At 45.6% G+C, this 22,307-nt stretch carries 14 protein-coding genes, 21 tRNA genes and 2 rRNA genes; 6 read left to right on the forward strand and 31 right to left on the reverse strand.

What is annotated here, in order from left to right; genetic code table 11:
* The first annotated feature begins 103 nt into the window (after window positions 1-103).
* From AAHT65_RS01055 to AAHT65_RS01070, 4 genes are all read left to right on the forward strand, one after another.
* Window positions 104-823: a yteA family sporulation protein gene (locus AAHT65_RS01055; protein WP_003324912.1), complete on the forward strand. Its 720-nt coding sequence runs from the start codon at window positions 104-106 to the stop codon at window positions 821-823.
* A gap of 164 nt (window positions 824-987) precedes the next feature.
* Entirely contained in the window at window positions 988-2,274 is a 1,287-nt protein-coding gene (locus AAHT65_RS01060; protein WP_106360356.1) for a UDP-glucose dehydrogenase family protein, read from the forward strand.
* Window positions 2,271-3,218, forward strand: coding sequence for an NAD-dependent epimerase/dehydratase family protein (locus AAHT65_RS01065; RefSeq protein ID WP_088117825.1), 948 nt, complete (start codon window positions 2,271-2,273; stop codon window positions 3,216-3,218). Before AAHT65_RS01060 ends, AAHT65_RS01065 begins: the two co-directional genes overlap by 4 nt.
* A gap of 6 nt (window positions 3,219-3,224) precedes the next feature.
* Complete coding sequence (locus tag AAHT65_RS01070) at window positions 3,225-4,451, forward strand: glycosyltransferase family 4 protein (protein WP_088117826.1); 1,227 nt, start codon at window positions 3,225-3,227, stop codon at window positions 4,449-4,451.
* An 80-nt stretch (window positions 4,452-4,531) separates the two neighbouring features.
* On the opposite strand, the gene AAHT65_RS01075 is transcribed toward AAHT65_RS01070, so the two are convergent.
* Genes AAHT65_RS01075 through AAHT65_RS01085 form a run of 3 tightly spaced genes read right to left on the reverse strand, consistent with a single transcriptional unit; the run spans window position 4,532 to window position 7,126 of the window.
* Complete coding sequence (locus AAHT65_RS01075; protein WP_343310851.1) at window positions 4,532-4,921, reverse strand: hypothetical protein; 390 nt, start codon at window positions 4,919-4,921, stop codon at window positions 4,532-4,534.
* A gap of 1 nt (window position 4,922) precedes the next feature.
* A complete protein-coding gene (gene cotS / locus AAHT65_RS01080; RefSeq protein WP_343310852.1) occupies window positions 4,923-5,978 on the reverse strand; it encodes a spore coat putative kinase CotS in 1,056 nt (351 codons plus the stop codon).
* Window positions 5,979-5,992: 14 nt separating this feature from the next.
* A complete protein-coding gene (locus tag AAHT65_RS01085) occupies window positions 5,993-7,126 on the reverse strand; it encodes a glycosyltransferase family 4 protein (RefSeq protein WP_061669723.1) in 1,134 nt (377 codons plus the stop codon).
* Between the two features lie 198 nt (window positions 7,127-7,324).
* Here AAHT65_RS01085 and AAHT65_RS01090 point away from each other — a divergent pair, with 198 nt between their 5' ends.
* Window positions 7,325-8,386: a CotS family spore coat protein gene (locus tag AAHT65_RS01090; protein WP_343310853.1), complete on the forward strand. Its 1,062-nt coding sequence runs from the start codon at window positions 7,325-7,327 to the stop codon at window positions 8,384-8,386.
* Window positions 8,387-8,472: 86 nt separating this feature from the next.
* Window positions 8,473-8,940: a TspO/MBR family protein gene (locus AAHT65_RS01095; RefSeq protein ID WP_343310854.1), complete on the forward strand. Its 468-nt coding sequence runs from the start codon at window positions 8,473-8,475 to the stop codon at window positions 8,938-8,940.
* A 31-nt stretch (window positions 8,941-8,971) separates the two neighbouring features.
* Here the strand turns inward: AAHT65_RS01095 and glgP are convergent, their stop codons facing one another.
* The 28 genes from glgP to AAHT65_RS01235 all read right to left on the reverse strand — a co-directional run bounded on the left by glgP (window position 8,972) and on the right by AAHT65_RS01235 (window position 22,228).
* The gene (glgP, locus tag AAHT65_RS01100) at window positions 8,972-11,368 is read right to left on the reverse strand and encodes a glycogen phosphorylase GlgP (protein WP_343310855.1); all 2,397 of its coding nucleotides are present in this window, start codon (window positions 11,366-11,368) and stop codon (window positions 8,972-8,974) included.
* Window positions 11,355-12,809: a glycogen synthase GlgA gene (gene glgA / locus AAHT65_RS01105; RefSeq protein WP_343310856.1), complete on the reverse strand. Its 1,455-nt coding sequence runs from the start codon at window positions 12,807-12,809 to the stop codon at window positions 11,355-11,357. Before glgA ends, glgP begins: the two co-directional genes overlap by 14 nt.
* Window positions 12,806-13,837, reverse strand: coding sequence for a glucose-1-phosphate adenylyltransferase subunit GlgD (gene glgD, locus AAHT65_RS01110; protein ID WP_088117834.1), 1,032 nt, complete (start codon window positions 13,835-13,837; stop codon window positions 12,806-12,808). The genes glgA and glgD overlap by 4 nt, the downstream gene beginning before the upstream one ends.
* Window positions 13,838-13,860: 23 nt before the next feature.
* The gene (locus tag AAHT65_RS01115; RefSeq protein WP_343310857.1) at window positions 13,861-15,000 is read right to left on the reverse strand and encodes a glucose-1-phosphate adenylyltransferase; all 1,140 of its coding nucleotides are present in this window, start codon (window positions 14,998-15,000) and stop codon (window positions 13,861-13,863) included.
* A complete protein-coding gene (glgB, locus tag AAHT65_RS01120; RefSeq protein ID WP_343310858.1) occupies window positions 15,000-16,880 on the reverse strand; it encodes a 1,4-alpha-glucan branching enzyme in 1,881 nt (626 codons plus the stop codon). The genes AAHT65_RS01115 and glgB overlap by 1 nt, the downstream gene beginning before the upstream one ends.
* A gap of 226 nt (window positions 16,881-17,106) precedes the next feature.
* A tRNA-Glu gene (locus tag AAHT65_RS01125) sits at window positions 17,107-17,178 on the reverse strand.
* A 6-nt stretch (window positions 17,179-17,184) separates the two neighbouring features.
* Window positions 17,185-17,275 (reverse strand) — tRNA-Ser (locus tag AAHT65_RS01130).
* 3 nt (window positions 17,276-17,278) lie between these two features.
* A tRNA-Asn gene (locus AAHT65_RS01135) sits at window positions 17,279-17,353 on the reverse strand.
* Between the two features lie 17 nt (window positions 17,354-17,370).
* Window positions 17,371-17,447: transfer RNA gene (locus AAHT65_RS01140), tRNA-Ile, on the reverse strand.
* 15 nt (window positions 17,448-17,462) lie between these two features.
* Window positions 17,463-17,536: transfer RNA gene (locus AAHT65_RS01145), tRNA-Gly, on the reverse strand.
* Between the two features lie 9 nt (window positions 17,537-17,545).
* Window positions 17,546-17,621: transfer RNA gene (locus AAHT65_RS01150), tRNA-His, on the reverse strand.
* Window positions 17,622-17,645: 24 nt separating this feature from the next.
* Window positions 17,646-17,718 (reverse strand) — tRNA-Phe (locus AAHT65_RS01155).
* A 14-nt stretch (window positions 17,719-17,732) separates the two neighbouring features.
* A tRNA-Asp gene (locus tag AAHT65_RS01160) sits at window positions 17,733-17,809 on the reverse strand.
* A 39-nt stretch (window positions 17,810-17,848) separates the two neighbouring features.
* Window positions 17,849-17,925, reverse strand: a tRNA-Met gene (locus AAHT65_RS01165).
* Window positions 17,926-17,961: 36 nt separating this feature from the next.
* Window positions 17,962-18,054, reverse strand: a tRNA-Ser gene (locus AAHT65_RS01170).
* Window positions 18,055-18,060: 6 nt separating this feature from the next.
* Window positions 18,061-18,137: transfer RNA gene (locus AAHT65_RS01175), tRNA-Ile, on the reverse strand.
* A gap of 2 nt (window positions 18,138-18,139) precedes the next feature.
* Window positions 18,140-18,216 (reverse strand) — tRNA-Met (locus AAHT65_RS01180).
* Window positions 18,217-18,237: 21 nt separating this feature from the next.
* A tRNA-Ala gene (locus AAHT65_RS01185) sits at window positions 18,238-18,310 on the reverse strand.
* 6 nt (window positions 18,311-18,316) lie between these two features.
* Window positions 18,317-18,393, reverse strand: a tRNA-Pro gene (locus AAHT65_RS01190).
* Between the two features lie 14 nt (window positions 18,394-18,407).
* Window positions 18,408-18,484: transfer RNA gene (locus tag AAHT65_RS01195), tRNA-Arg, on the reverse strand.
* Window positions 18,485-18,495: 11 nt separating this feature from the next.
* Window positions 18,496-18,581, reverse strand: a tRNA-Leu gene (locus tag AAHT65_RS01200).
* A gap of 14 nt (window positions 18,582-18,595) precedes the next feature.
* A tRNA-Gly gene (locus AAHT65_RS01205) sits at window positions 18,596-18,670 on the reverse strand.
* A 42-nt stretch (window positions 18,671-18,712) separates the two neighbouring features.
* Window positions 18,713-18,794, reverse strand: a tRNA-Leu gene (locus AAHT65_RS01210).
* 7 nt (window positions 18,795-18,801) lie between these two features.
* Window positions 18,802-18,877: transfer RNA gene (locus tag AAHT65_RS01215), tRNA-Lys, on the reverse strand.
* A gap of 37 nt (window positions 18,878-18,914) precedes the next feature.
* Window positions 18,915-18,990, reverse strand: a tRNA-Thr gene (locus tag AAHT65_RS01220).
* A gap of 41 nt (window positions 18,991-19,031) precedes the next feature.
* A tRNA-Val gene (locus AAHT65_RS01225) sits at window positions 19,032-19,107 on the reverse strand.
* A gap of 22 nt (window positions 19,108-19,129) precedes the next feature.
* Window positions 19,130-19,245, reverse strand: a 5S ribosomal RNA gene (gene rrf, locus AAHT65_RS01230).
* A gap of 55 nt (window positions 19,246-19,300) precedes the next feature.
* Window positions 19,301-22,228: ribosomal RNA gene (locus AAHT65_RS01235) — 23S ribosomal RNA — on the reverse strand.
* Between the last annotated feature and the right edge of the window lie 79 nt (window positions 22,229-22,307).

The raw sequence follows: 22,307 nt of genomic DNA on the forward strand, positions 1-22,307 counted from the left end.
CCGAAAGGAAAATCCACCATATTTCTCCTTCTCTTTCTCATGAAAGTTCTCGCAAAAATCGTTCATACTAAAGGTAGCACGACAGAGAAACGAGGCGATCAATTTGCTTACAAATGAACAGCTGCAGCACCTGAAAAAAGAACTCGAACAGACAAAACAAGATATTTTAAACCGATTCAAAGACAATGACCATTTTCAATTGAATTCTGCATTTCCGTATGATTCATGGGGCGAGCTCTCAGCATATGACAACCACCCCGGCGATCAAGCGACAGAGCTTTACGAACGGGAAAAAGACATTGCCCTTGATTTACATGAAAGAGAGCATCTTCGGGACATTGAACATTCTTTACAAGCAATAGAAAACGGCACCTACGGAATCTGTGAAGCCAGCGGAAAGGAAATTCCGTTTGAACGTCTTGAGGCGCTTCCGACCGCCACAACGCTTGCTGAATATTCTTCACAAGATACAGTTTCTAAAGACCGGCCCATCGAAGAGGAAACACCATTCGGGCAATTCGAGTTTGACAGCGATGAAGAAATAAGAGCGCCCTACGACAGTGAGGATGCATATCAAGACGTCGAAAAATACGGGAACTCACAAACCCCGCAAGACATGGAAAATCCGCCGCTCAGCTATGATGATATGACGATGAACGCTGAGGAAAATATCGGCAATACAGAATCATATGAAAACTTTATCGCGACAGATATAACAGGTAAAGAAATAACAGTGTATCCAAGCAGAGCACATGAACGCTATGAAGAAGAACTTGATGAAGAGGGTATCATGACAACATTTGGTGATCTGCACGCTGATTAACCCCCGCTGCGCCGGGGGTTTTATATTTTTCCTCCTCCCTAACCATCTTGCGTACAGCCATTATTTTCTCCAATCCTTATATAGGCGGAAAACCGAATCACGAAACAGCTCTTTTTTAATAGGATACTATATATGACCAGTCATCTTGTAAAGGAGCTCAGGCGATGAAAATTTGCGTGGTTGGCGCCGGATATGTCGGCTTAACCTTATCAGCGGCATTAGCATCAATCGGACATCAAATCATTTGCACAGACAAAGATACTTATAAAATTGAACGGCTGAATAACGGGGACATTCCCTTCTACGAACCTGGGCTCTCCGATGCAGTGAAAAGCTCCAAAAATCTAACGTTTAGCTCCCTCGTAAAAGAAAGCATAGCCGAATGTACGGTTATTTTTATTGCTGTCGGAACACCTTCTCTTTCAAACGGTACAGTGGATGTCACGGCTCTTGACCACGTCCTAACAGATATCAGCCAATCCATCAGATCCTATAAAACCATTATCACAAAAAGCACCGTTCCCCCAGGGACAAATGAAAAAATAGAAGAAGACCTGATTGCCTCCGGTGTTTCTCAATCCATGTTTGCCGTTGTCTCCAACCCAGAATTTTTGAGAGAAGGAAACGCGCTGTATGACATGCTGCATCCGGATAAAACCGTCATCGGCGTAAAAAAAGGAGATGACGTGTCTGTCGGCATCGTGCAGTCGATTTACAAACACATAGACGCGCCATATATCATTACAAGCTTAACCGGAGCAGAGCTGATAAAGTATGCCAGCAACTACTTTTTGGCTGCTAAAATTTCTTTCATTAATGAAATGGCGCGAATTTGTGAGGCATATGAAACTGATGTGTCAGACATTTCCCGAGCCATCGGATTGGACCCCAGAATCGGCAAAGACTTTTTACAGGCAGGCATCGGCTACGGAGGATCATGCTTTCCAAAGGATTTACAGGCCCTTCAATATGCGGCGGCTGAAAAAAGGGTTGATACAGACTTGCTGCGCGCCGTCCAGCTCGTTAACGATACGCAATTAGATCTTTATGTAGAAAAAATCAAGGAGTATTTTGAAACACTTCATCATAAAAAAGCCGCGGTGCTGGGGATCTCCTTCAAACCGAACACCGATGACATCAGAAACTCCCAAGCCGTCCGGCTGATGGAAAGACTGATACAGCTTGGATGTGATGTTCATGCCTATGACCCGGAAGCAGAAATCCCCCCCTCGCTGCAAAACAAGGTGACCCAGCACAGCCAAGCCATGGACGCGATATCTGAGAGCGATTTTTTATTTTTGGCGACAGATTGGCCTGAGTTTTTGACACTTAATTGGACCGAAGCGGCTGAAAAAATGAAGGGCCGTCTGATTATAGATGGACGGAATGTGTTAAATAAAGAGCTGCTGAGTGCTTGCGGATTAATCTGTGCGGGAGTTGGCCTTCGATGAAAATCCTAGTGACAGGAGCGGCCGGCTTTATCGGCTCCCACCTTTGTGAAGAGCTGCTGAAAGACAAAGGCAATACGGTTAAAGGCGTCGATGATATGATCGGCCCGACTCCTTTTTGGTTAAAACTGAAAAACATTGAAACATTATTAGAAGAAAAACGATTTACATTTGTTAAGGAAAATCTGTTAACAGCAGATCTTTCTCACCTGCTGGCAGACATTGATGCAGTCTATCACTTAGCCGCGATACCCGGCGTTCGCACAAGCTGGGGCGATCAATTTCACCCTTATGTACATCACAATATCCTGGCTTTGCAAAGACTGCTGGAAGCCTGTAAACAACAACCTTTAAAAGCATTTATTTTCGCCTCCACCTCTTCAGTTTACGGCGAAAAACTTGGCAAAGTAAGCGAGGACGCCGAGCTGCACCCCTTATCTCCATATGGCGTGACAAAACTGACCGGGGAAAAACTTTGCCGCGTCTATCAAAAAAGCTTTAACCTTCCTGTGATCATACTCCGTTTTTTCACAGTATACGGTCCGAGACAACGGCCTGACATGGCGTTTCACCGCTTCATCAAACAGCACCTTGACCAAAAACCGCTCACGATCTACGGAGACGGGCGGCAGATCAGGGATTTCACATTTATCGAAGACTGTGTAAAAGGCACGGCGGCCGTTCTTCAGCGGCAGAATCTCATTGGAGAAACGCTCAATATCGGCGGAACCGAACGGGCATCAGTGCTGGAAGTTATATCCCTGCTTGAAGAGATTTCCGGAACAAAAATCCATTTGACATTTTCAGACAGAGTATCCGGTGAGCCGAGCCAAACATGGGCTGATATCTCAAAAGCAAAACAAGCCTTGAATTACGCTCCCGCCATATCATTGAAAGACGGATTGGCGAAAGAATTCGCATACCTCCAGTCCGTTTATGCGAGGTGAATTGTGTTGAAACTTGCTTTTATTTGCACAGAAAAACTGCCGTCTCCGGCTATACGCGGAGGAGCGATTCAAATGATGATCGACGGCGTGGCACCTTATTTCAGCAGCAGATATGAACTGACCATTTTCTCCATAGAAGATCCCGATCTCCCGCAACAAGAAACGAAAAATGGCGTACGCTATATTCATCTTCCAAAAAACCATTATCGCGAGGCCGTCGCAAATGAGCTGAGAAAGTCATCATTTGATCTGATTCATGTGTTCAACCGGCCTTTAAATGTTCCTTTATACAAAAAGGCCGCACCGAACAGCCAAGTCGTGCTCAGCCTGCATAATGAGATGTTTTCCGAAAAAAAACTGACTTTCGCCCAAGGCAAAGAGGTGATCAAACATGTGTCCATGATCACAACCGTCAGTACATTTATTAAGCAAACTGTCATCGAACGGTTTCCGGAAGCCAAAGAAAAAATAAAAGTCGTATACTCCGGTGTTGATCTCCCTTCCTATCCGCCGGTGTGGACAATAAAAGGGGCAAGAATCAGGGAGGAATACCGCAAGAAATACGAATTAGAAGATAAAAAAGTCATATTATTCGCAGGCAGGTTAAGTCCGACTAAAGGGCCTCATCTTTTAATCCATAGCATGAAACGCATCTTGCAGCAGCATAAAAACGCCGTTTTGGTCATAGCCGGGGGGAAATGGTTTAGTGACGACGGAGTGAATCAATACGTGGCGTTTTTGCGTAAACTCGCGAAACCTTATAAAGAACACGTCCTCTTCACCAATTTTATTCCTGCAAATGAAATTCCAAACCTCTTTTTAATGGCGGATGTATTTGTATGCAGTTCCCAATGGAATGAACCGCTCGCGCGGGTGAATTATGAAGCGATGGCTGCCGGGACGCCTTTAATCACCACCAACCGCGGCGGAAACGGTGAAGTGGTCAAGCATGAAGTGAACGGTCTTGTGATTGAAAACTATGATAAACCTTCATCGTTCGCAAAAGCGGTTGACAAGGTCTTCACGGATATGAATTTATCGAAAAAAATAGCAAGAAACGGCCGAAACCGGGTTGAAGCCTCGTTCACCTTTCTCCACGCCGCTAAAAGGCTCGATGCTGTTTATCAATCCGTCCTGCAACCATTAAATGAACAGTATCTGCCTCCCCTGCTGAATCAAAACCTAGATGTAAGCTTTTCAAAACAGGTTTTCACTGCATCAAAATCAAAATAAGAAGAGCCCGTATCTTCAGATGCGGGCTCTTCACATTAAAAAAAGGCATAAATGCCGTTTATGCCTCATCGCTTACTTGATTATCTTTCCCCTTTGACGATACTGGAAATCCATGGTGACACAATGCCCTTACCCGAAAGGTGAGTGACAGCTCTTCTTTTATCTCGGGATTTCTTTTTAGGAGCCTTTCTCTTCTTCTCTTTGCGGGGCGGAGCTGAACCTTTCTGATGAGGCTCTGAAGCTTGGTTTCCCGATTTTTTTGAAGACTTTTTTTTGCCTGAATGGGGCGTAGCCGCCGCGCTTGGAAACTCTTTTAATCTGCCGGCCACAGAAAAACGTTCCTCAGAAGCATCATCGTCTGAACCTGTTTCCGTTTCATGTGACTGCCATCCCATAGACCCCGGCGGTGTAAATACAAATGAGTCTAAATCCAGCTTGGAAATGGAGGCAGCATCTCGTTTACTTCTCATATCAGCTCACTCCCTGCTGTGATTTGATGTCTTTAAAAAGTGCCGGAAGCTGCTGTAAAAAATCTTCCTTTGAATGCTCAACAGAAATCATATTCTGCAATGCCCAATTGTATTTTTCATCAGACCATGATTTCTTCTGTTTTAAATAGTATTTATGGGCAATCGCACAAAATAAATGAGGAAACGCTAAGTCAATCCATAGGATCTCATATTGTTTTTCTGTGAGAGGATAAACCGCGTCGTAGGATCGAAGAAGCGATACCATGAGGTCGGTATCCCAAACCGATAGCTTCACCATCAATTTATTGAGCAGTATCCGTAAATCTCTTGAAGGCAAATCGTATGTGATGGAGTGCAGCTCCTTCAGAAAAGGTTCGCCGTCAACTTCCGTTAAACGCGCCAAGGTAAAATCCTGAAAACAGAATCCCCCGTTTTTGAGCGTTTCTTTTGTCCATTCCTCGTAGTCAGAGGCGTCTAGCCTGCGGAGAGCTTCTTTGCCTCTCGCCAGCATTTTATCGGCATGCAATAAAAAGGTTTGAGAAAACAGATCATCTGCATAAGAGGATGCAATCTGCATATTTCCTTCTAACTCCTGCAGCTTCCACCGATATAATTTATTCCATTTGCCCAGCCTGCTTCTTTTCTTGCTTTCATCCGCGCAAACATATCCCTTGGCCGCATGATGGAAGCGGCCTGCGAACGCCATGATCTTTTTCATTTGCTCTGTATTGTAATAGATCATTTCTTTTCCCGGCACTTTATCATAAAGGCTGTAAGAAATGTGGTCCGCTCCTATACAGCTTCCCCCGTTTTTTGTTTTATGAAGGGGAGCGATCGGCAGCCCCTTTTCCTGTAAGTGAGCGTGTGCCTGAGTAATAAACAACATACGTTCAGGCTTTATTTGTGCTTCCTTTAACAGTTTCGGGCCTTTGTCGGTTTCGATTTCCCAAATCTTGCGTCCGCTTTTGTTTGACTTCAGCGCGACATGCTCAACCTGAAACGGATAATAGGTCAGGACATCGTGTATCAGCTTTTCTTCATGCTCTTTTTGGTACAATATGTTCACCCCTTCTATCTGTTTGTTTCATAGACACTGAGGAGATTCTCCGCTACTCTGCTCCAGCCGAATTTGTTTTCTGCAACCGTCCGGCTGTATGTGCCGAGCTTCTCTCTTTTTGATGAACTGCTAAGGAGAGAATTAATCAAATCAGCATAGTGACCGGGTTTGTCAAACTCCCGGATAACGTAGCCGTTTTTTCCTTCTTCAATGACCTCAGGATTGCCGCCTCTATTACTCGTAATGATAGGCAGCCCTGCGGCCATTGCTTCATAATGCACCCTGGCTAAAGGCTCCTGCCACTGCGAAGAGCAAACAAATACGTCAGACATTGTATACAAACGGGGGATGTCCTTAGGCTTTACAAATTGAATAAATGTCACATGATCCTTTTGCATCGCGCCTAATGTATGAAGGTGTTTGACATAGTTATTCAAATCATTGTCCCCAAACCATTTTGAACCGATAAATACCATCATGACATCCGGATGCTGCTCAATGATCTGCGGCAAAGCATGCAATAAGATATGGGGGCCTTTCACTTTGCTGAGCCTGCCCACAAATAACACAATTTTCTTTCCTTGAAGCCCTAATTCGTTCCGCATATCTTCTCTCGCCTGCTGTCCCTTTTTTGTCCAGCGGGGATGATATGTCTTTAAATCAACACCGGAATATACCGTTTTTGTTTTAGAGCGGGCTGACGGGAAACGGCTTGTAATCGTTTGGCCGATATAATCACTCACCGTTACAATTTGGGCGACCGCATCTATGCATTCATTCCCTTCCCGCTCGCTGATTTTTTCATAAGCAAACATTTCATTATGAACGCTCAGCACAAAGACTGCATCCGGAGCCTGTTTCTTTAAATAAGTCACCCAGCTTGGGCGATTACAAACATGAACAAGGTCGAAATTCCCTTTTCTAAGTTTTTTTCCTACTGATTCTGCATAATGTTCTTCATCTAAATGTACATAATGAACCCCATCGGCAGTCTCTGTTTCCGGCAGGCTGGGATCTTTAATCGAAAAAACCGTAACTGAATGTTTTTTTGCGATAAGCGGAGCAACCGCTTCCAGATAGATTTGTATGGCGCCGCCTCTTACCGAAGGAACAGGAAGCTTCTCTGTGGCGATCAGTGCTATTTTCATACATAGCCTCCATTCTTACATGTTTTAACTAGTTAGAAACATGATACGGCTAAATGACCAACTTGTGCGGAATGGACTGCCCCAAATAAAAAAAAGGGGTAAACAACCATGGGTTTTAAAAAATATAGTCATATATCTAAATCATTTTTTCTGGTTATTCATACTGTAGAAGTAAAACAGGTAAGGATGTGTCATTAAATGGCAGAGAACCATGAAGTCACTGAGGAGGGGAAATCAACAGAACTTCCTTTATCAATTGAAGACGAGAAAAAGCTGACCTCACTTGCTGAAAACGTTCTTCAGGGGTGGGACCTGCAAGCGGAAAAAATCGAAGTCATTCAAGGAAATCAAATGGCTCTCGTTTGGAAAATCCATACAAAATCGGGCGCCGTATGCTTAAAAAGAATCCACAGACCAGAAAAGAAGGCGCTGTTCTCCATTTTCGCCCAAGATTATTTAGCAAAGAAAGGCATGAAGGTTCCCGCTATCCTGACGGCTAAAAACGGAAACCTATATACAAAGCACGGGGCTTTTTTATTTGTGGTTTATGACTGGATTGAGGGAAGGCCTTTTGAGCTGACCGTTAAGAAAGATTTAGAATTTATTATGAAAGGGCTCGCGGAATTCCACACTGCTTCTGTCGGCTATCAGCCTCCCAACGGCGTGCCTGTTTTCACAAAGCTCGGACGCTGGCCGAACCACTATATTAAAAGATGCAAACAAATGGAAACATGGAAACTGATGGCACAGGCTGAAAAGGACGATCCGTTTTCCCAATTATATCTACAGGAAATCGATCACTTTATTCAAGATGGGAAGGGTGTGTTAGACCGTCTTTTACAGTCTTCTTACGTATCTTGGACCGAACAATTGAAACATCAGCCTAACCTATGTCATCAGGATTACGGAACAGGAAATACGCTTCTTGGAGAAAATGATCAAATATGGGTCATTGACTTAGATACCGTCTCCTTCGACCTGCCCATCCGTGACCTCAGAAAAATGATCATTCCGCTTTTGGACACGACCGGAGTGTGGGATGAAAAAACCTTTTACGTCATGCTCAATGCATATGAAACCGCAGCGCCTTTAACAGACGAACAGAAAAAAGTTATGTTTATTGATATGCTGTTTCCTTATGAACTTTATGATGTAATCCGCGAAAAATATGTAAGAAAATCGGCGTTACCGCGGGAAGAATTAGAGTCAGCGTTTGAATATGAACGGGTAAAAGCGGCGGCTTTACATCCATTGATCTAAAATGTTCCCCCGCATATCGGGGGTTTGATCCTTCTACATTAGAGGAATGATAGATTATGTAAAAAGATACAAAAGGAGGAGACAAGATGAAAAAAACAATAGGTGCAGTTCTCGTTTTCATTCTTACATACGCCCTGTTTTCGGCAGCGGGCTTTTTATTTCCCGTTGACCGGGATTGGTACGATGCGCTTCATAAGCCTGAGTGGACGCCAAGCGGATCTGCCATCGGAATCATTTGGGCGGTTCTGTTTGCCCTGATTTCTCTTGCCGCAGCTATTATTTTTGCCGTATATTCATTCAGACAGGCAAAAGGCTTTTGGATGGTACTATTCATCAATTACATATTGAATCAAGCATTCAGTTATTTTCAGTTTTCCCAAAAAAGTATGCTTGCCGCATCCATTGATTGTCTGCTTGTGGCGGTAACGGCGCTGATAGTGATCGTTATCGCAAATAAGCTCAACAAGGCCGCATCATACCTTCTTCTCCCTTATTTTTTATGGAGCGCCTTTGCGACATATTTATCTTTTACCATTTACTCAATGAATGTGTAACCACTAAAAAAAGCCGCTATATCAAGCGGCTTTATTCCATCGGTTTAATTCCCCAAATATCTTCCGCATACTCCCGGATGGTTCGATCGCTAGAAAAATATCCGGAATGGGCTATATTTTCAATAGACCGCTCAGACCACTTGCGCCGATCGCGATAATCAGATTGAATCCTTTCCTGTGCATCTAAGTAAGAAGAAAAGTCTTTTAACACAAAATACTCATCATTATGAGGCAAAAGCGAGTCATAAATAGATTCAAATTCATCAGCTTCACCTTCAAAAAAACCATTGATCAGCTGATCGGCTACCTGCCTGATCCTTCGGTCGTGCTGATAATATTCTCTCGACCTGTATCCGCCATTTTCATAATAAGACAGCACTTCGTCCGCCTTAAGACCGAACGTGTAAATACAATCCGGCCCCACCTTTTCGAGTATTTCAATATTTGCGCCATCATGCGTCCCGATCGTCAGCGCGCCATTCATCATAAACTTCATATTTCCCGTGCCGGACGCTTCCTTGCTTGCCGTGGAAATTTGTTCACTCACATCTGAGGCCGGAAATATCCGTTCAGCCAGAGATACTCTGTAATTTTCTAAAAAAACGACCTTGATCAGGCCGCGAATTGCCGGATCATAATTGACTTTATCCGCGACAGAATGAATCAGCTTAATGATTTTCTTTGCATAATAGTAGCTTGGTGAAGCCTTTGCGCCGAATATAAAGGTTTGAGGATGGATCGAAAAGCCTGTATCCTCTTTCAGCCTGTTATACAGATACATAATATGAAAAACATTTAATAGCTGCCGTTTATACGCATGGAGCCGTTTCACCTGGACATCAAAAATGCTTTCGGGATTCACAACCACCCCTGACGTGCAAAAAATGATATCGGCAAGCTCTTGTTTTTTCTTTTCTTTAATCAATTGAAATTGCTCAATAAAGGCCGCATCATAGGCAAATGATTTCAAATCGATTAAAGCTTCCGGCTGCTTAATCCATCTTTCTCCGATAGAATCCGAGATCATTGCCGATAAATCCGGATTTGCTTTTAACAGCCACCTTCTGTGTGTAATCCCATTTGTTTTGTTGTTAAATTTTTTCGGAAACAGAATGTGGAAGCCTTTCATTTCTCTTTCCTTCAAAATATCCGAGTGAATCTTCGCAACACCATTTACGCTGTAACTGCCCACAATTGCCAGGTGGGCCATTTTCACAACGCCGTGGGCGGTAATCGCAGCATTCTCTATCCTTTTCCAATCCCCCGGATACTGCTCCCATACAGAGCGGCAAAATCGCTCATTGATCTCTTCTATAATCATATACATACGCGGAAGAAGAGGCTTAAACAAATGAATCGGCCATTTTTCAAGCGCTTCCGATAGCGTTGTATGATTCGTATAAGAAATCGTATGTACCGTAATGTGCCAGGCTTCCTCCCAGCTCATTTTTTCCTCATCAAGTAAAATGCGCATCAGCTCGGGAACGGCCAGAGCGGGATGTGTATCATTAATATGAATGCTCACCTTTTTATGAAGGCCGTATAGTGATTTATGTGTTTTCCGGTAGCTGTTCACAATGCTTTTGACGCTCGCGCACACTAAAAAATATTGCTGTTTAAGCCGTAATATTTTCCCTTCATCATGTGTGTCATCAGGATATAAAAACTCAGAGACAGCTTCCGTTTCCCGCTTATATGACAAAATATCCGTTTCATGATGATGGATGTACGGCTCGGCATTCCACAGCCTTAAGGTGTTAACGGTTCCGGTGTCATAGCCGATAACCGGAATATCGTACGGCACAGCGGTAATCAGCGTGGCATGCTCATGGCGAAAAGTCAGACGCCCATTCTGCTCAGATACATTCACGTGCCCCCAAAACGGCACATCAACTGATTGATCAGCATTTCTCACTTCCCACACATTCCCGTTTTTCAGCCATTGCTCCGGCAGCTCCACCTGATGTCCGTCAACGATCTTTTGTTCGAATAAACCATGCTTATAGCGGATTCCCATTCCGTGCCCCGGCAAATTTAATGACGCAAGTGAATCTAAAAAACAGGCAGCAAGCCTTCCCAGCCCGCCATTTCCCAGCCCGGCGTCCGTCTCTATATCGAGCACCTCCTGCAAGCTGATGCCGATATCTTTCAGCCCCGCCTCCGTCACATCCCGCACGCCAAGATTAATTAAGTTCTGGTCGAGCAGCTGGCCGAGAAGAAATTCTATCGAAAGATAATACGTTTGTTTCCCAGAGTTCGACCTGCTCTTTTCATTTGTCTGTATCCAGTTAGAACTGATATATTCTCTGACCATAATGCCCAGTGTCTTATATTGATCCAGCTTGGTCGAATCTTTAAAACTTTTTCCGCACGTCATTTCAAGACGCTGCAAAAATAAGGCCGCAAAGCGTTCTTTACTCGAGAACATCCCGTCCACTCCTTGTCAAAAGCTCGAAAATGCGCTGGTATTGTTTCGCTGACCTGCTCCAGCTGTAATCTGCATTCATTGCGTTTTTCATGATGCTCTTCCATTCATCCTTTTGATGATAAAAAGAAATCGCTCTGCTTATCGTAAATTTCAAATCATGGGCATTAAAGGCTGAGAAAGTAAAGCCGTTTACCTTATTCTCTTCCTCACGGTATGAACTGACGGTGTCATGCAGCCCGCCTGTTTCTCTAACAATCGGAATGGTCCCGTACTGCAGTGCGATCAACTGCCCTAAACCGCACGGCTCAAACTTAGACGGCATGAGGAACATATCTGAGCCTGCATAAATATGATGGGCGAGCGCCTCATCAAATCCGATATACGCTCGGCATTTGTCATGAAAAGCAAACTCTGCATACCGAAAATAATCCTCAAATTCCCGTTCTCCAGTCCCGAGCACTATAAACTGAACATCATGTTCCTCAAGCACTTCATGCAAAATCCGGCGAACAAGGTCAAGCCCCTTTTGCTTCGTAAGCCTCGTCACCATGCTGATTAAAGGAACGTTCTTCGTTTCGGGAAGCCCCATTCTCTGCCTAAGCTTTGTTTTATTTATTTCCTTTCCTGATAAACGCTTTGAGTCGTAATGCGCTTCAATATACGGGTCATGCTTCGGCTGATAAAATACCTCATCAATTCCATTGAGAATCCCGGTCAAATCAGCTTCTCTATATTGCAAAACACGCTCAAGCCGCTCACCGTAATAAGGCGTCAGGATTTCATTTCTGTATGTCGGGCTGACTGTTGTGATATGGTCAGCTGCGATAATACCCGCTTTCATAAAATTAACAAATCCATTGCATTCTAATCTCTCATAATGAAAATGGTCCATATCAAGGCCTAGTAAATCATGTGTGACGTCAGGCGGAAACATGCCTTGAAATTGGAGATTATGGATGGTGAACACACTTTTCATCTGTTCATAAAAACGATTATTTCGATATTCCTCCTTCAGCAGATAGTTGACCATGGCAGTATGCCAATCATGTGTGTGGACAATATCTGCCTGAAATTTCAAAACGAGGGCTGCCTCCAAAACGGCCCTTGAGAAAAAAGCAAATCGTTCGCCATCGTCAAAATGGCCGTACAAGCCGTCTCTTTTAAAGTAATATTCATTGTCAATAAAGTAATAATTCACATCATCTTCAACGAGATGTTCAATGCCGCAATATTGCTGCCGCCAGCCAACGGCCACCGTACATTCAGCTATTTTTTTCATATTGTTTTTCCACTTGCTTGGAATTTGGCTGTATTTGGGCAGCATGACGGCTATATCGTTTCCGAGACGCGCCAGCTCTTTCGGCAGCGCTCCGGCCACATCAGCAAGACCTCCTGATTTTACAAATGGTGTACATTCTGAAACAGCAAATAGCACCTTCAAGAATTCATCAGCTCTCCTTGCACAAGACCTTTTTTTAAGACGAGAGGCTGTTCAATTGTTCCGGCAGCTTCAGTCGCGTTGCCGATTCTCACGTCTTTATCAGAAATAACCTGCTCCAATACACAATTTTCACCTATTTGTGTTTTTTGCATAATAATGCAGTTTTTCAGCTTCGTTCCTTTACCGATATGAACCCCCCGAAACAGGATACAATTCTCGACTTCGCCTTCAAGAACGCAGCCGTTGGCAACGAGAGAGTTTCTGACAGCGCTGTGTTTTCCGTACTTGGTCGGAGGCTCATCCTTCACCTTTGTATAGATCGGCAGCTGCGGCAAAAAGACCTGCTGCCAAAAACTCGGCTGAATGAGCTGCATGCTATGAAGATAATACTTTTCCACCGAATCAATAACCGCGGCGTATCCGGAATATTCATAAGGACAGACCGTCAATGTTGAAGACTCTTTTTTCACAGCTTCCTGGATCGTTTTATAACCTTTTTCGGCATGCCCGTAAATAAGGTCTTTCAAGAGCTTAGAAGACATGAGATAGATCTGCAGCGATTGTCCGTCCTGATATACCTCCGTAATATCACAGCCCGCCTCCTGATGCCTTTTCAGCACATATTTAAATTGGATGTTACAAACGGTATGGCTGTTTGTAATGACGGCATACTGCTGCGAGCTTCGATGAAAATAATCAAGATGATCGGAAAACTGCCGAAATGAGCCGAATTCATCGTACTCATGATGCAGATGAGGCGACGGAAAAAAGAATAAACCGTCTTTTTTCCGGTGCAAATCCCATTCTTTTCCGGCACCAAGGTGATCCATCAGAGAACGATAGCGATACTTTGGAAATATCGCTACACTCCTAATGTCCGCATTCACCATATTAGACAGCATAAAATCAATCAATCGGTACCTCCCCGCAAAAGGAATGGCGCCCAGCGATCTTTGCGCGGCTAAATCCTGAAGAGAATGCTTATATGTGGTTTCATCTATAACGCCCAATATTTGGTTATTTATCAACTGCCGTTGCCCCCTCTTCAGCTTTAGATCAATTCCCTTTCAACAAATTCTTCTGTAACGAGCAGCGCCTCTCCATTATTATTTGATCTTATCACTGCCCCATCCGGCAGTGTAAAGCCTCTGGGCACAATGGCATTCTCGATAATGACATGCTCGCCGATCGTCACATCCGGCATAATAACCGACCGATTAATTTGTGAATGCCTCCCGACCGTTACGCCTTGAAAAAGAACGGAATGAGAAATATCTCCATAAACGGCGCATCCTTCATTGACCAGCGACTCATGTACACACGCTTCTGCCGAGATATATTGCGGAGGCTGATTAGGATTAACAGAATAGATTTTCCAATCTCGATCAAACAGCTTTAAATCCGATTCTCCAGTTAATAAATCCATATTGGCCTCCCACAGACTCTGAACAGTCCCGACATCCTTCCAGTACCCTTTAAACGGATAGGCGGAGAGCTTTCTTTTGTCTTCGAGAAAAAGAGGTATGATATCCTTTCCAAAATCATGGCTTGAATACTGGTTGCAGTCATCCATTTCCAAATAGCTTTTCAATAGCGGCCAATTAAAAATATAGATTCCCATCGAAGCAAGATTGCTTTTAGGAATCTTCGGCTTTTCATCAAAGTGGGTAATGTCCCCTGCCCCATTTGTCTTCATAATGCCAAAGCGGCTGGCTTCATCCCACCCCACCTCAATAACAGAAATCGTGGCATCCGCGTTCTTTTTAATATGAAAATCGAGCATTTTCCCGTAATCCATCTTATAAATGTGATCACCTGATAAAATCAGCACATGCTCCGGATCATACTGATTGAGATAATTGAGATTTTCATAAATCGCGCTTGCCGTCCCTTTGTACCATTTGACTTCAGATGACTCAGCGTAAGGCGGCAAAACGGTTACTCCTCCATTATGCCTGTCAAGGTCCCAGGCGCTGCCGATACCTATATATGAATTCAGCTCAAGCGGCTGATATTGTGTTAAAATGCCGACCGTATCAATTCCTGAATTAGAGCAATTGCTTAATGTAAAATCAATAATCCTGTATTTTCCGCCAAATGAAACAGCCGGCTTTGCCATACTTTTTGTCAAAGAATGCAGACGGCTGCCTTTCCCGCCGGCGAGGAGCATAGCCACACATTGTTTTTTCATCACTTGATCTCTCCTCTTCTTTTTACGGCCCGTATGATAGAAATACCGTAAGGGGGGACAGTCATTGTTACATAACAAGGCTTATGATGCAGAGTTCCTTTCCTCGACTGCAAGGGCTTTCCATTGATTTGGCCGGAACCTCCATACCTCTTATTGTCACTGTTCAAAACTTCGATGTAATCGGTATAAAAAGGAACGCCCACATCAAACTGATGATAGACCTCAGGGGTAAAATTACAAACAATAATTAGTGCCTCACCACTCCGTTTGCCGTACCGAATAAAAGAAAAGATTGATTGTTCATCATTATGAACATCAATCCATTCAAAAGATGAGCCACGATGGTCATTTTCGTAAAGGATTTTACTTTTTTGATAAAAGCGAAGAAGATCTTGGGTAAATACTCTGGCTTTTTGATGCATGGGGAAGGTGTCTAAAAACCAATCTAGCTGCTCTGTATCTTTCCATTCATCGAATTGGGCAAATTCACCGCCCATAAATAATAGCTTTTTTCCGGGATGGGCTGTGAAATAACCGAGAAGCAGCCGATATTGGGCAAATTTTTGCCAATAATCACCGGGCATTTTGTTTAGAAGAGACTTCTTTCCGTAAACCACTTCATCGTGAGAAAACGGTAAAATATAATGCTCACTGAAGGCGTAAAGCAAAGAAAACGAAACAAGCTGATGCAGGCTTTTCCTTTGGCCAGGCGGCGCCTCCATATATTTCAATATATCGTTCATCCATCCCATGTTCCACTTAAAATGAAAGCCAAGTCCCCCCTCCTGCGCAGGACGTGTCACATCAGGCCAATCTGTAGAATCCTCCGCAATCATCAACACATGCGGGTAAGCCTCATTCATCTTTTGATTCAGCTTTTTTAAAAATCCTATAGCATATGGGTTTTCATGACGCTCCTCCTGATTTGGCCAATACAGCAGGTTCGCCACAGCATCGACCCTGAATCCATCTATATGATAGACTTCCGCCCAGTACAACGCGTTAGATATTAAAAAACTATGAACTTCAGATTTCCCTAAATCAAAATTAGCGGTGCCCCAAATCCAGTTCTCTCTGTCATGCGCTTCTTGATATTCATAAACCGGCTTTCCGTCAAACATATACAGTCCATGTGAATCCTTACAAAAGTGGCCCGGCACCCAATCCAGAATTACGCCTATATGTTGCTGGTGGCATTGGTCTATAAAATTCATCAAATCATGCGGTGTGCCGAACCGGCTTGTCGGACTGAAATATCCGGTTCCCTGATAACCCCAAGAGCGGTCATACGGATGCTCAATTACCGGCATAAGCTCGATATGGGTAAAGCCGTGTTCTTTTACATATGGGATAAGAGAATCAGTTAATTCTTGATAAGAATAGAGCCTTCCGTCGGAGTGCTTTTTCCACGACCCAAGATGTAGCTCATATATAAAGACTGGTTTCTCATAAATGGGCTTTGCTTTCAGCTTCTTCATCCATTTCTGATCATGCCATGTATAGCCTGTTAGATCATAAGTAATGGAGGCGGTATTGGGCCTGACTTCAGAATAGAAAGCGTATGGATCTGATTTTAGTTGAATATCTCCGCTCTCTGTCACGATTTCATACTTATATCGCTCTCCCTCTGCCATATCTGAAATAAACAAACTCCAAATTCCCTGATCATTTACTTTGTCCATGGCATGGAGTTTACCTGACCAGTTATTAAAATCGCTAGCCACTCGTACATCCAACGCATGAGGCGCCCAAACACAAAATCTAAATCCTTTTTCTCCATTCAGCTCTTGATAATGCGCACCAAACAGTTGATAGCTTTGAAACAGACAGCCTTCATGAAAAAGATAAACATCATGTGCTGTTGGGCTGGCAGCGGTCATATAATCATCCTTTCTGTCATCATAGTTTTCATTTATATTATTTATTCGAAGAAATAAAAAAAAGCCCTCTATTGTAAGCGCTTATAGTTATTGACATAAAACTGCATTTTCTGAAATGGCGCGAAGAATATAGGGATTTTTGTCATAATCATGTATATCATAAAACTGCCTAAACTTTCTTACGATAACACAAAAAAACCTTGCAGGATATGCAAGGTTTTCAGGATGACCCGTACGGGATTCGAACCCGTGTTACCGCCGTGAAAGGGCGGTGTCTTAACCGCTTGACCAACGGGCCTTTATATGGCGGAGAAGGAGGGATTTGAACCCTCGCGCCGCTTACACGACCTACACCCTTAGCAGGGGCGCCTCTTCAGCCACTTGAGTACTTCTCCATATGGCTCCACAGGCAGGACTCGAACCTGCGACCGATCGGTTAACAGCCGATAGCTCTACCACTGAGCTACTGTGGAATAAAATGAATGGGTCATGGTGGGCCTGAATGGACTCGAACCATCGACCTCACGCTTATCAGGCGTGCGCTCTAACCAGCTGAGCTACAGGCCCATGACGATACAAAAATGGAGCGGGTGATGGGAATCGAACCCACGACATCAGCTTGGAAGGCTGAGGTTTTACCACTAAACTACACCCGCATTTTTATTTGGGGCGATTGATGGGAATCGAACCCACGAGTGCCAGAGCCACAATCTGGTGCGTTAACCACTTCGCCACAACCGCCAAAATATATAAAATTGTAAAAGGTGGCTCGGGACGGAATCGAACCGCCGACACACGGATTTTCAGTCCGTTGCTCTACCAACTGAGCTACCGAGCCAAACTATTTAAAAATGGCGGTCCGGACGGGACTCGAACCCGCGACCTCCTGCGTGACAGGCAGGCATTCTAACCAACTGAACTACCGGACCATTTTAATGTACTCTGTTCTGAGTACTGATTTTAAAAATTGGTTGCGGGGGCAGGATTTGAACCTGCGACCTTCGGGTTATGAGCCCGACGAGCTACCGAACTGCTCCACCCCGCGATGATATAAAAAATATTAAGTTTGAAGAAATATGTGTGGCGGAGGAAGAGGGATTCGAACCCCCGCGGGCTTTGACACCCCTGTCGGTTTTCAAGACCGATCCCTTCAGCCAGACTTGGGTATTCCTCCGTATAGTGGTGGACCTTGTAGGACTCGAACCTACGACCGGACGGTTATGAGCCGTCTGCTCTAACCAACTGAGCTAAAGGTCCTTTGGTAGCGGCGGAGGGGATCGAACCCCCGACCTCACGGGTATGAACCGTACGCTCTAGCCAGCTGAGCTACACCGCCAAAACTTTTATTAAAATCAAGTGGAGCCTAGCGGGATCGAACCGCTGACCTCCTGCGTGCAAGGCAGGCGCTCTCCCAGCTGAGCTAAGGCCCCGAGAAATGGTCGGGAAGACAGGATTCGAACCTGCGACCCCTTGGTCCCAAACCAAGTGCTCTACCAAGCTGAGCTACTTCCCGATCTTAATATATAATGGCGCGCCCGAGAGGAGTCGAACCCCTAACCTTTTGATCCGTAGTCAAACGCTCTATCCAATTGAGCTACGGGCGCAACATTTTAAATGCCGAGGGCCGGACTTGAACCGGCACGGTAGTCACCTACCGCAGGATTTTAAGTCCTGTGTGTCTGCCAATTCCACCACCCCGGCGTGGATGGTATAGTTGGAGCGGAAGACGGGATTCGAACCCGCGACCCCCACCTTGGCAAGGTGATGTTCTACCACTGAACTACTTCCGCAGACAGGATGTCCAACTGCTTAACAACTGTCATCCTATATAATGCGGGTGAAGGGACTTGAACCCCCACGTCATAAGACACTAGATCCTAAGTCTAGCGCGTCTGCCAATTCCGCCACACCCGCATGAAAATGGTGAGCCATGAAGGACTCGAACCTTCGACCCTCTGATTAAAAGTCAGATGCTCTACCAACTGAGCTAATGGCTCTTTTTAAAAGAGACTTGAGTATTATACCATATAAAAGTGGTGCCGGCAAGAGGACTTGAACCCCCAACCTACTGATTACAAGTCAGTTGCTCTACCAATTGAGCTACACCGGCTCGATATGTCAAAGATACAAAACATTATGTATATCCAAGAATGGTGGAGGATGACGGGCTCGAACCGCCGACCCTCTGCTTGTAAGGCAGATGCTCTCCCAGCTGAGCTAATCCTCCATATCTGCACTGACGTGCAATTGCTTGGCGGCGTCCTACTCTCACAGGGGGAAGCCCCCGACTACCATCGGCGCTGAAGAGCTTAACTACCGTGTTCGGTATGGGAACGGGTGTGACCTCTTCGCTATCGCCACCAAACAATTTGAGAGTGTTCTCTCAAAACTAGATAACGCGTAAGCACTAATTCAAAAGTGTGGTTAAGTCCTCGATCGATTAGTATCTGTCAGCTCCATGTGTCGCCACACTTCCACCTCAGACCTATCAACCTGATCATCTTTCAGGGATCTTACTTCCTTGCGGAATGGGAAATCTCATCTTGAGGGGGGCTTCATGCTTAGATGCTTTCAGCACTTATCCCGTCCGCACATAGCTACCCAGCGATGCCCTTGGCAGAACAACTGGTACACCAGCGGTGCGTCCATCCCGGTCCTCTCGTACTAAGGACAGCTCCTCTCAAATTTCCTGCGCCCGCGACGGATAGGGACCGAACTGTCTCACGACGTTCTGAACCCAGCTCGCGTACCGCTTTAATGGGCGAACAGCCCAACCCTTGGGACCGACTACAGCCCCAGGATGCGATGAGCCGACATCGAGGTGCCAAACCTCCCCGTCGATGTGGACTCTTGGGGGAGATAAGCCTGTTATCCCCGGGGTAGCTTTTATCCGTTGAGCGATGGCCCTTCCATGCGGAACCACCGGATCACTAAGCCCGACTTTCGTCCCTGCTCGACTTGTAGGTCTCGCAGTCAAGCTCCCTTGTGCCTTTACACTCTGCGAATGATTTCCAACCATTCTGAGGGAACCTTTGGGCGCCTCCGTTACTCTTTAGGAGGCGACCGCCCCAGTCAAACTGCCCACCTGACACTGTCTCCCCGCCCGATAAGGGCGGCGGGTTAGAAGGTCAATACAGCCAGGGTAGTATCCCACCGATGCCTCCACCGAAGCTGGCGCTCCGGTTTCCAAGGCTCCTACCTATCCTGTACAAGCTGTACCAACATTCAATATCAGGCTGCAGTAAAGCTCCACGGGGTCTTTCCGTCCTGTCGCGGGTAACCTGCATCTTCACAGGTACTATAATTTCACCGAGTCTCTCGTTGAGACAGTGCCCAGATCGTTGCGCCTTTCGTGCGGGTCGGAACTTACCCGACAAGGAATTTCGCTACCTTAGGACCGTTATAGTTACGGCCGCCGTTTACTGGGGCTTCAATTCGCACCTTCGCTTACGCTAAGCGCTCCTCTTAACCTTCCAGCACCGGGCAGGCGTCAGCCCCTATACTTCGCCTTACGGCTTCGCAGAGACCTGTGTTTTTGCTAAACAGTCGCCTGGGCCTATTCACTGCGGCTCTCTCGGGCTTGCACCCTAACAGAGCACCCCTTCTCCCGAAGTTACGGGGTCATTTTGCCGAGTTCCTTAACGAGAGTTCTCTCGATCACCTTAGGATTCTCTCCTCGCCTACCTGTGTCGGTTTGCGGTACGGGCACCTCTCACCTCGCTAGAGGCTTTTCTTGGCAGTGTGGAATCAGGAACTTCGCTACTATAATTCGCTCGCCATCACAGCTCAGCCTTATGGGAAACGGATTTGCCTATTTCCCAGCCTAACTGCTTGGACGCGGATATCCAACACCGCGCTTACCCTATCCTCCTGCGTCCCCCCATTGCTCAAATGGTGAGGAGGTGGTACAGGAATATCAACCTGTTGTCCATCGCCTACGCCTTTCGGCCTCGGCTTAGGTCCCGACTTACCCTGAGCGGACGAGCCTTCCTCAGGAAACCTTAGGCATTCGGTGGAGGGGATTCTCACCCCTCTTTCGCTACTCATACCGGCATTCTCACTTCTAAGCGCTCCACCAGTCCTTCCGGTCTGGCTTCACAGCCCTTAGAACGCTCTCCTACCACTGTTCGAAGAACAGTCCGCAGCTTCGGTGATACGTTTAGCCCCGGTACATTTTCGGCGCAGAGTCACTCGACCAGTGAGCTATTACGCACTCTTTAAATGGTGGCTGCTTCTAAGCCAACATCCTGGTTGTCTAAGCAACTCCACATCCTTTTCCACTTAACGTATACTTTGGGACCTTAGCTGGCGGTCTGGGCTGTTTCCCTTTCGACTACGGATCTTATCACTCGCAGTCTGACTCCTAAGGATAAGTCATTGGCATTCGGAGTTTGACTGAATTCGGTAACCCGGTAGGGGCCCCTAGTCCAATCAGTGCTCTACCTCCAAGACTCTTACCTTAAGGCTAGCCCTAAAGCTATTTCGGAGAGAACCAGCTATCTCCAGGTTCGATTGGCATTTCACCCCTACCCACACCTCATCCCCGCACTTTTCAACGTGCGTGGGTTCGGGCCTCCATTCAGTGTTACCTGAACTTCACCCTGGACATGGGTAGATCACCTGGTTTCGGGTCTACGACCACGTACTCATGCGCCCTATTCAGACTCGCTTTCGCTGCGGCTCCGCATCTTCTGCTTAACCTTGCACGGGATCGTAACTCGCCGGTTCATTCTACAAAAGGCACGCCATCACCCGTTAACGGGCTCTGACTACTTGTAGGCACACGGTTTCAGGATCTGTTTCACTCCCCTTCCGGGGTGCTTTTCACCTTTCCCTCACGGTACTGGTTCACTATCGGTCACTAGGGAGTATTTAGCCTTGGGAGATGGTCCTCCCGGATTCCGACGGAATTTCACGTGTTCCGCCGTACTCAGGATCCACTCTGGAGAGAACGAAGTTTTGACTACAGGGCTGTTACCTGCTATGGCGGGCCTTTCCAGACCTCTTCATCTACCTCGTTCCTTTGTAACTCCGTATAGAGTGTCCTACAACCCCAAGAGGCAAGCCTCTTGGTTTGGGCTGATCCCGTTTCGCTCGCCGCTACTCAGGGAATCGCATTTGCTTTCTCTTCCTCCGGGTACTTAGATGTTTCAGTTCCCCGGGTCTGCCTTCTCATATCCTATGTATTCAGATATGGATACCACTCCATTACGAGTGGTGGGTTTCCCCATTCGGAAATCTCCGGATCAAAGCTTGCTTACAGCTCCCCGAAGCATATCGGTGTTCGTCCCGTCCTTCATCGGCTCCTAGTGCCAAGGCATCCACCGTGCGCCCTTTCTAACTTAACCGTTAAAAAAGAATCACTACAGTATTCTTGGTCTTACTTTTGAATGTGATGTCTTACTTATCGTTATCTAGTTTTCAAAG

The organism is Bacillus atrophaeus, from assembly GCF_039519175.1.
Lineage (GTDB): Bacteria > Bacillota > Bacilli > Bacillales > Bacillaceae > Bacillus > Bacillus atrophaeus.

Excerpts from the sequence above, each read along its gene's own strand:
- AAHT65_RS01060 (WP_106360356.1), top strand. The coding sequence starts at position 988 with ATGAAAATTTGCGTGGTTGGCGCCGGATATGTCGGCTTAACCTTATCA.
- AAHT65_RS01065 (WP_088117825.1), top strand. The coding sequence starts at position 2,271 with ATGAAAATCCTAGTGACAGGAGCGGCCGGCTTTATCGGCTCCCACCTT.
- AAHT65_RS01075 (WP_343310851.1), bottom strand. The coding sequence starts at position 4,921 with ATGAGAAGTAAACGAGATGCTGCCTCCATTTCCAAGCTGGATTTAGAC.
- AAHT65_RS01085 (WP_061669723.1), bottom strand. The coding sequence starts at position 7,126 with ATGAAAATAGCACTGATCGCCACAGAGAAGCTTCCTGTTCCTTCGGTA.
- AAHT65_RS01090 (WP_343310853.1), top strand. The coding sequence starts at position 7,325 with ATGGCAGAGAACCATGAAGTCACTGAGGAGGGGAAATCAACAGAACTT.
- AAHT65_RS01095 (WP_343310854.1), top strand. The coding sequence starts at position 8,473 with ATGAAAAAAACAATAGGTGCAGTTCTCGTTTTCATTCTTACATACGCC.
- glgP (WP_343310855.1), bottom strand. The coding sequence starts at position 11,368 with ATGTTCTCGAGTAAAGAACGCTTTGCGGCCTTATTTTTGCAGCGTCTT.
- AAHT65_RS01115 (WP_343310857.1), bottom strand. The coding sequence starts at position 15,000 with ATGAAAAAACAATGTGTGGCTATGCTCCTCGCCGGCGGGAAAGGCAGC.
- glgB (WP_343310858.1), bottom strand. The coding sequence starts at position 16,880 with ATGACCGCTGCCAGCCCAACAGCACATGATGTTTATCTTTTTCATGAA.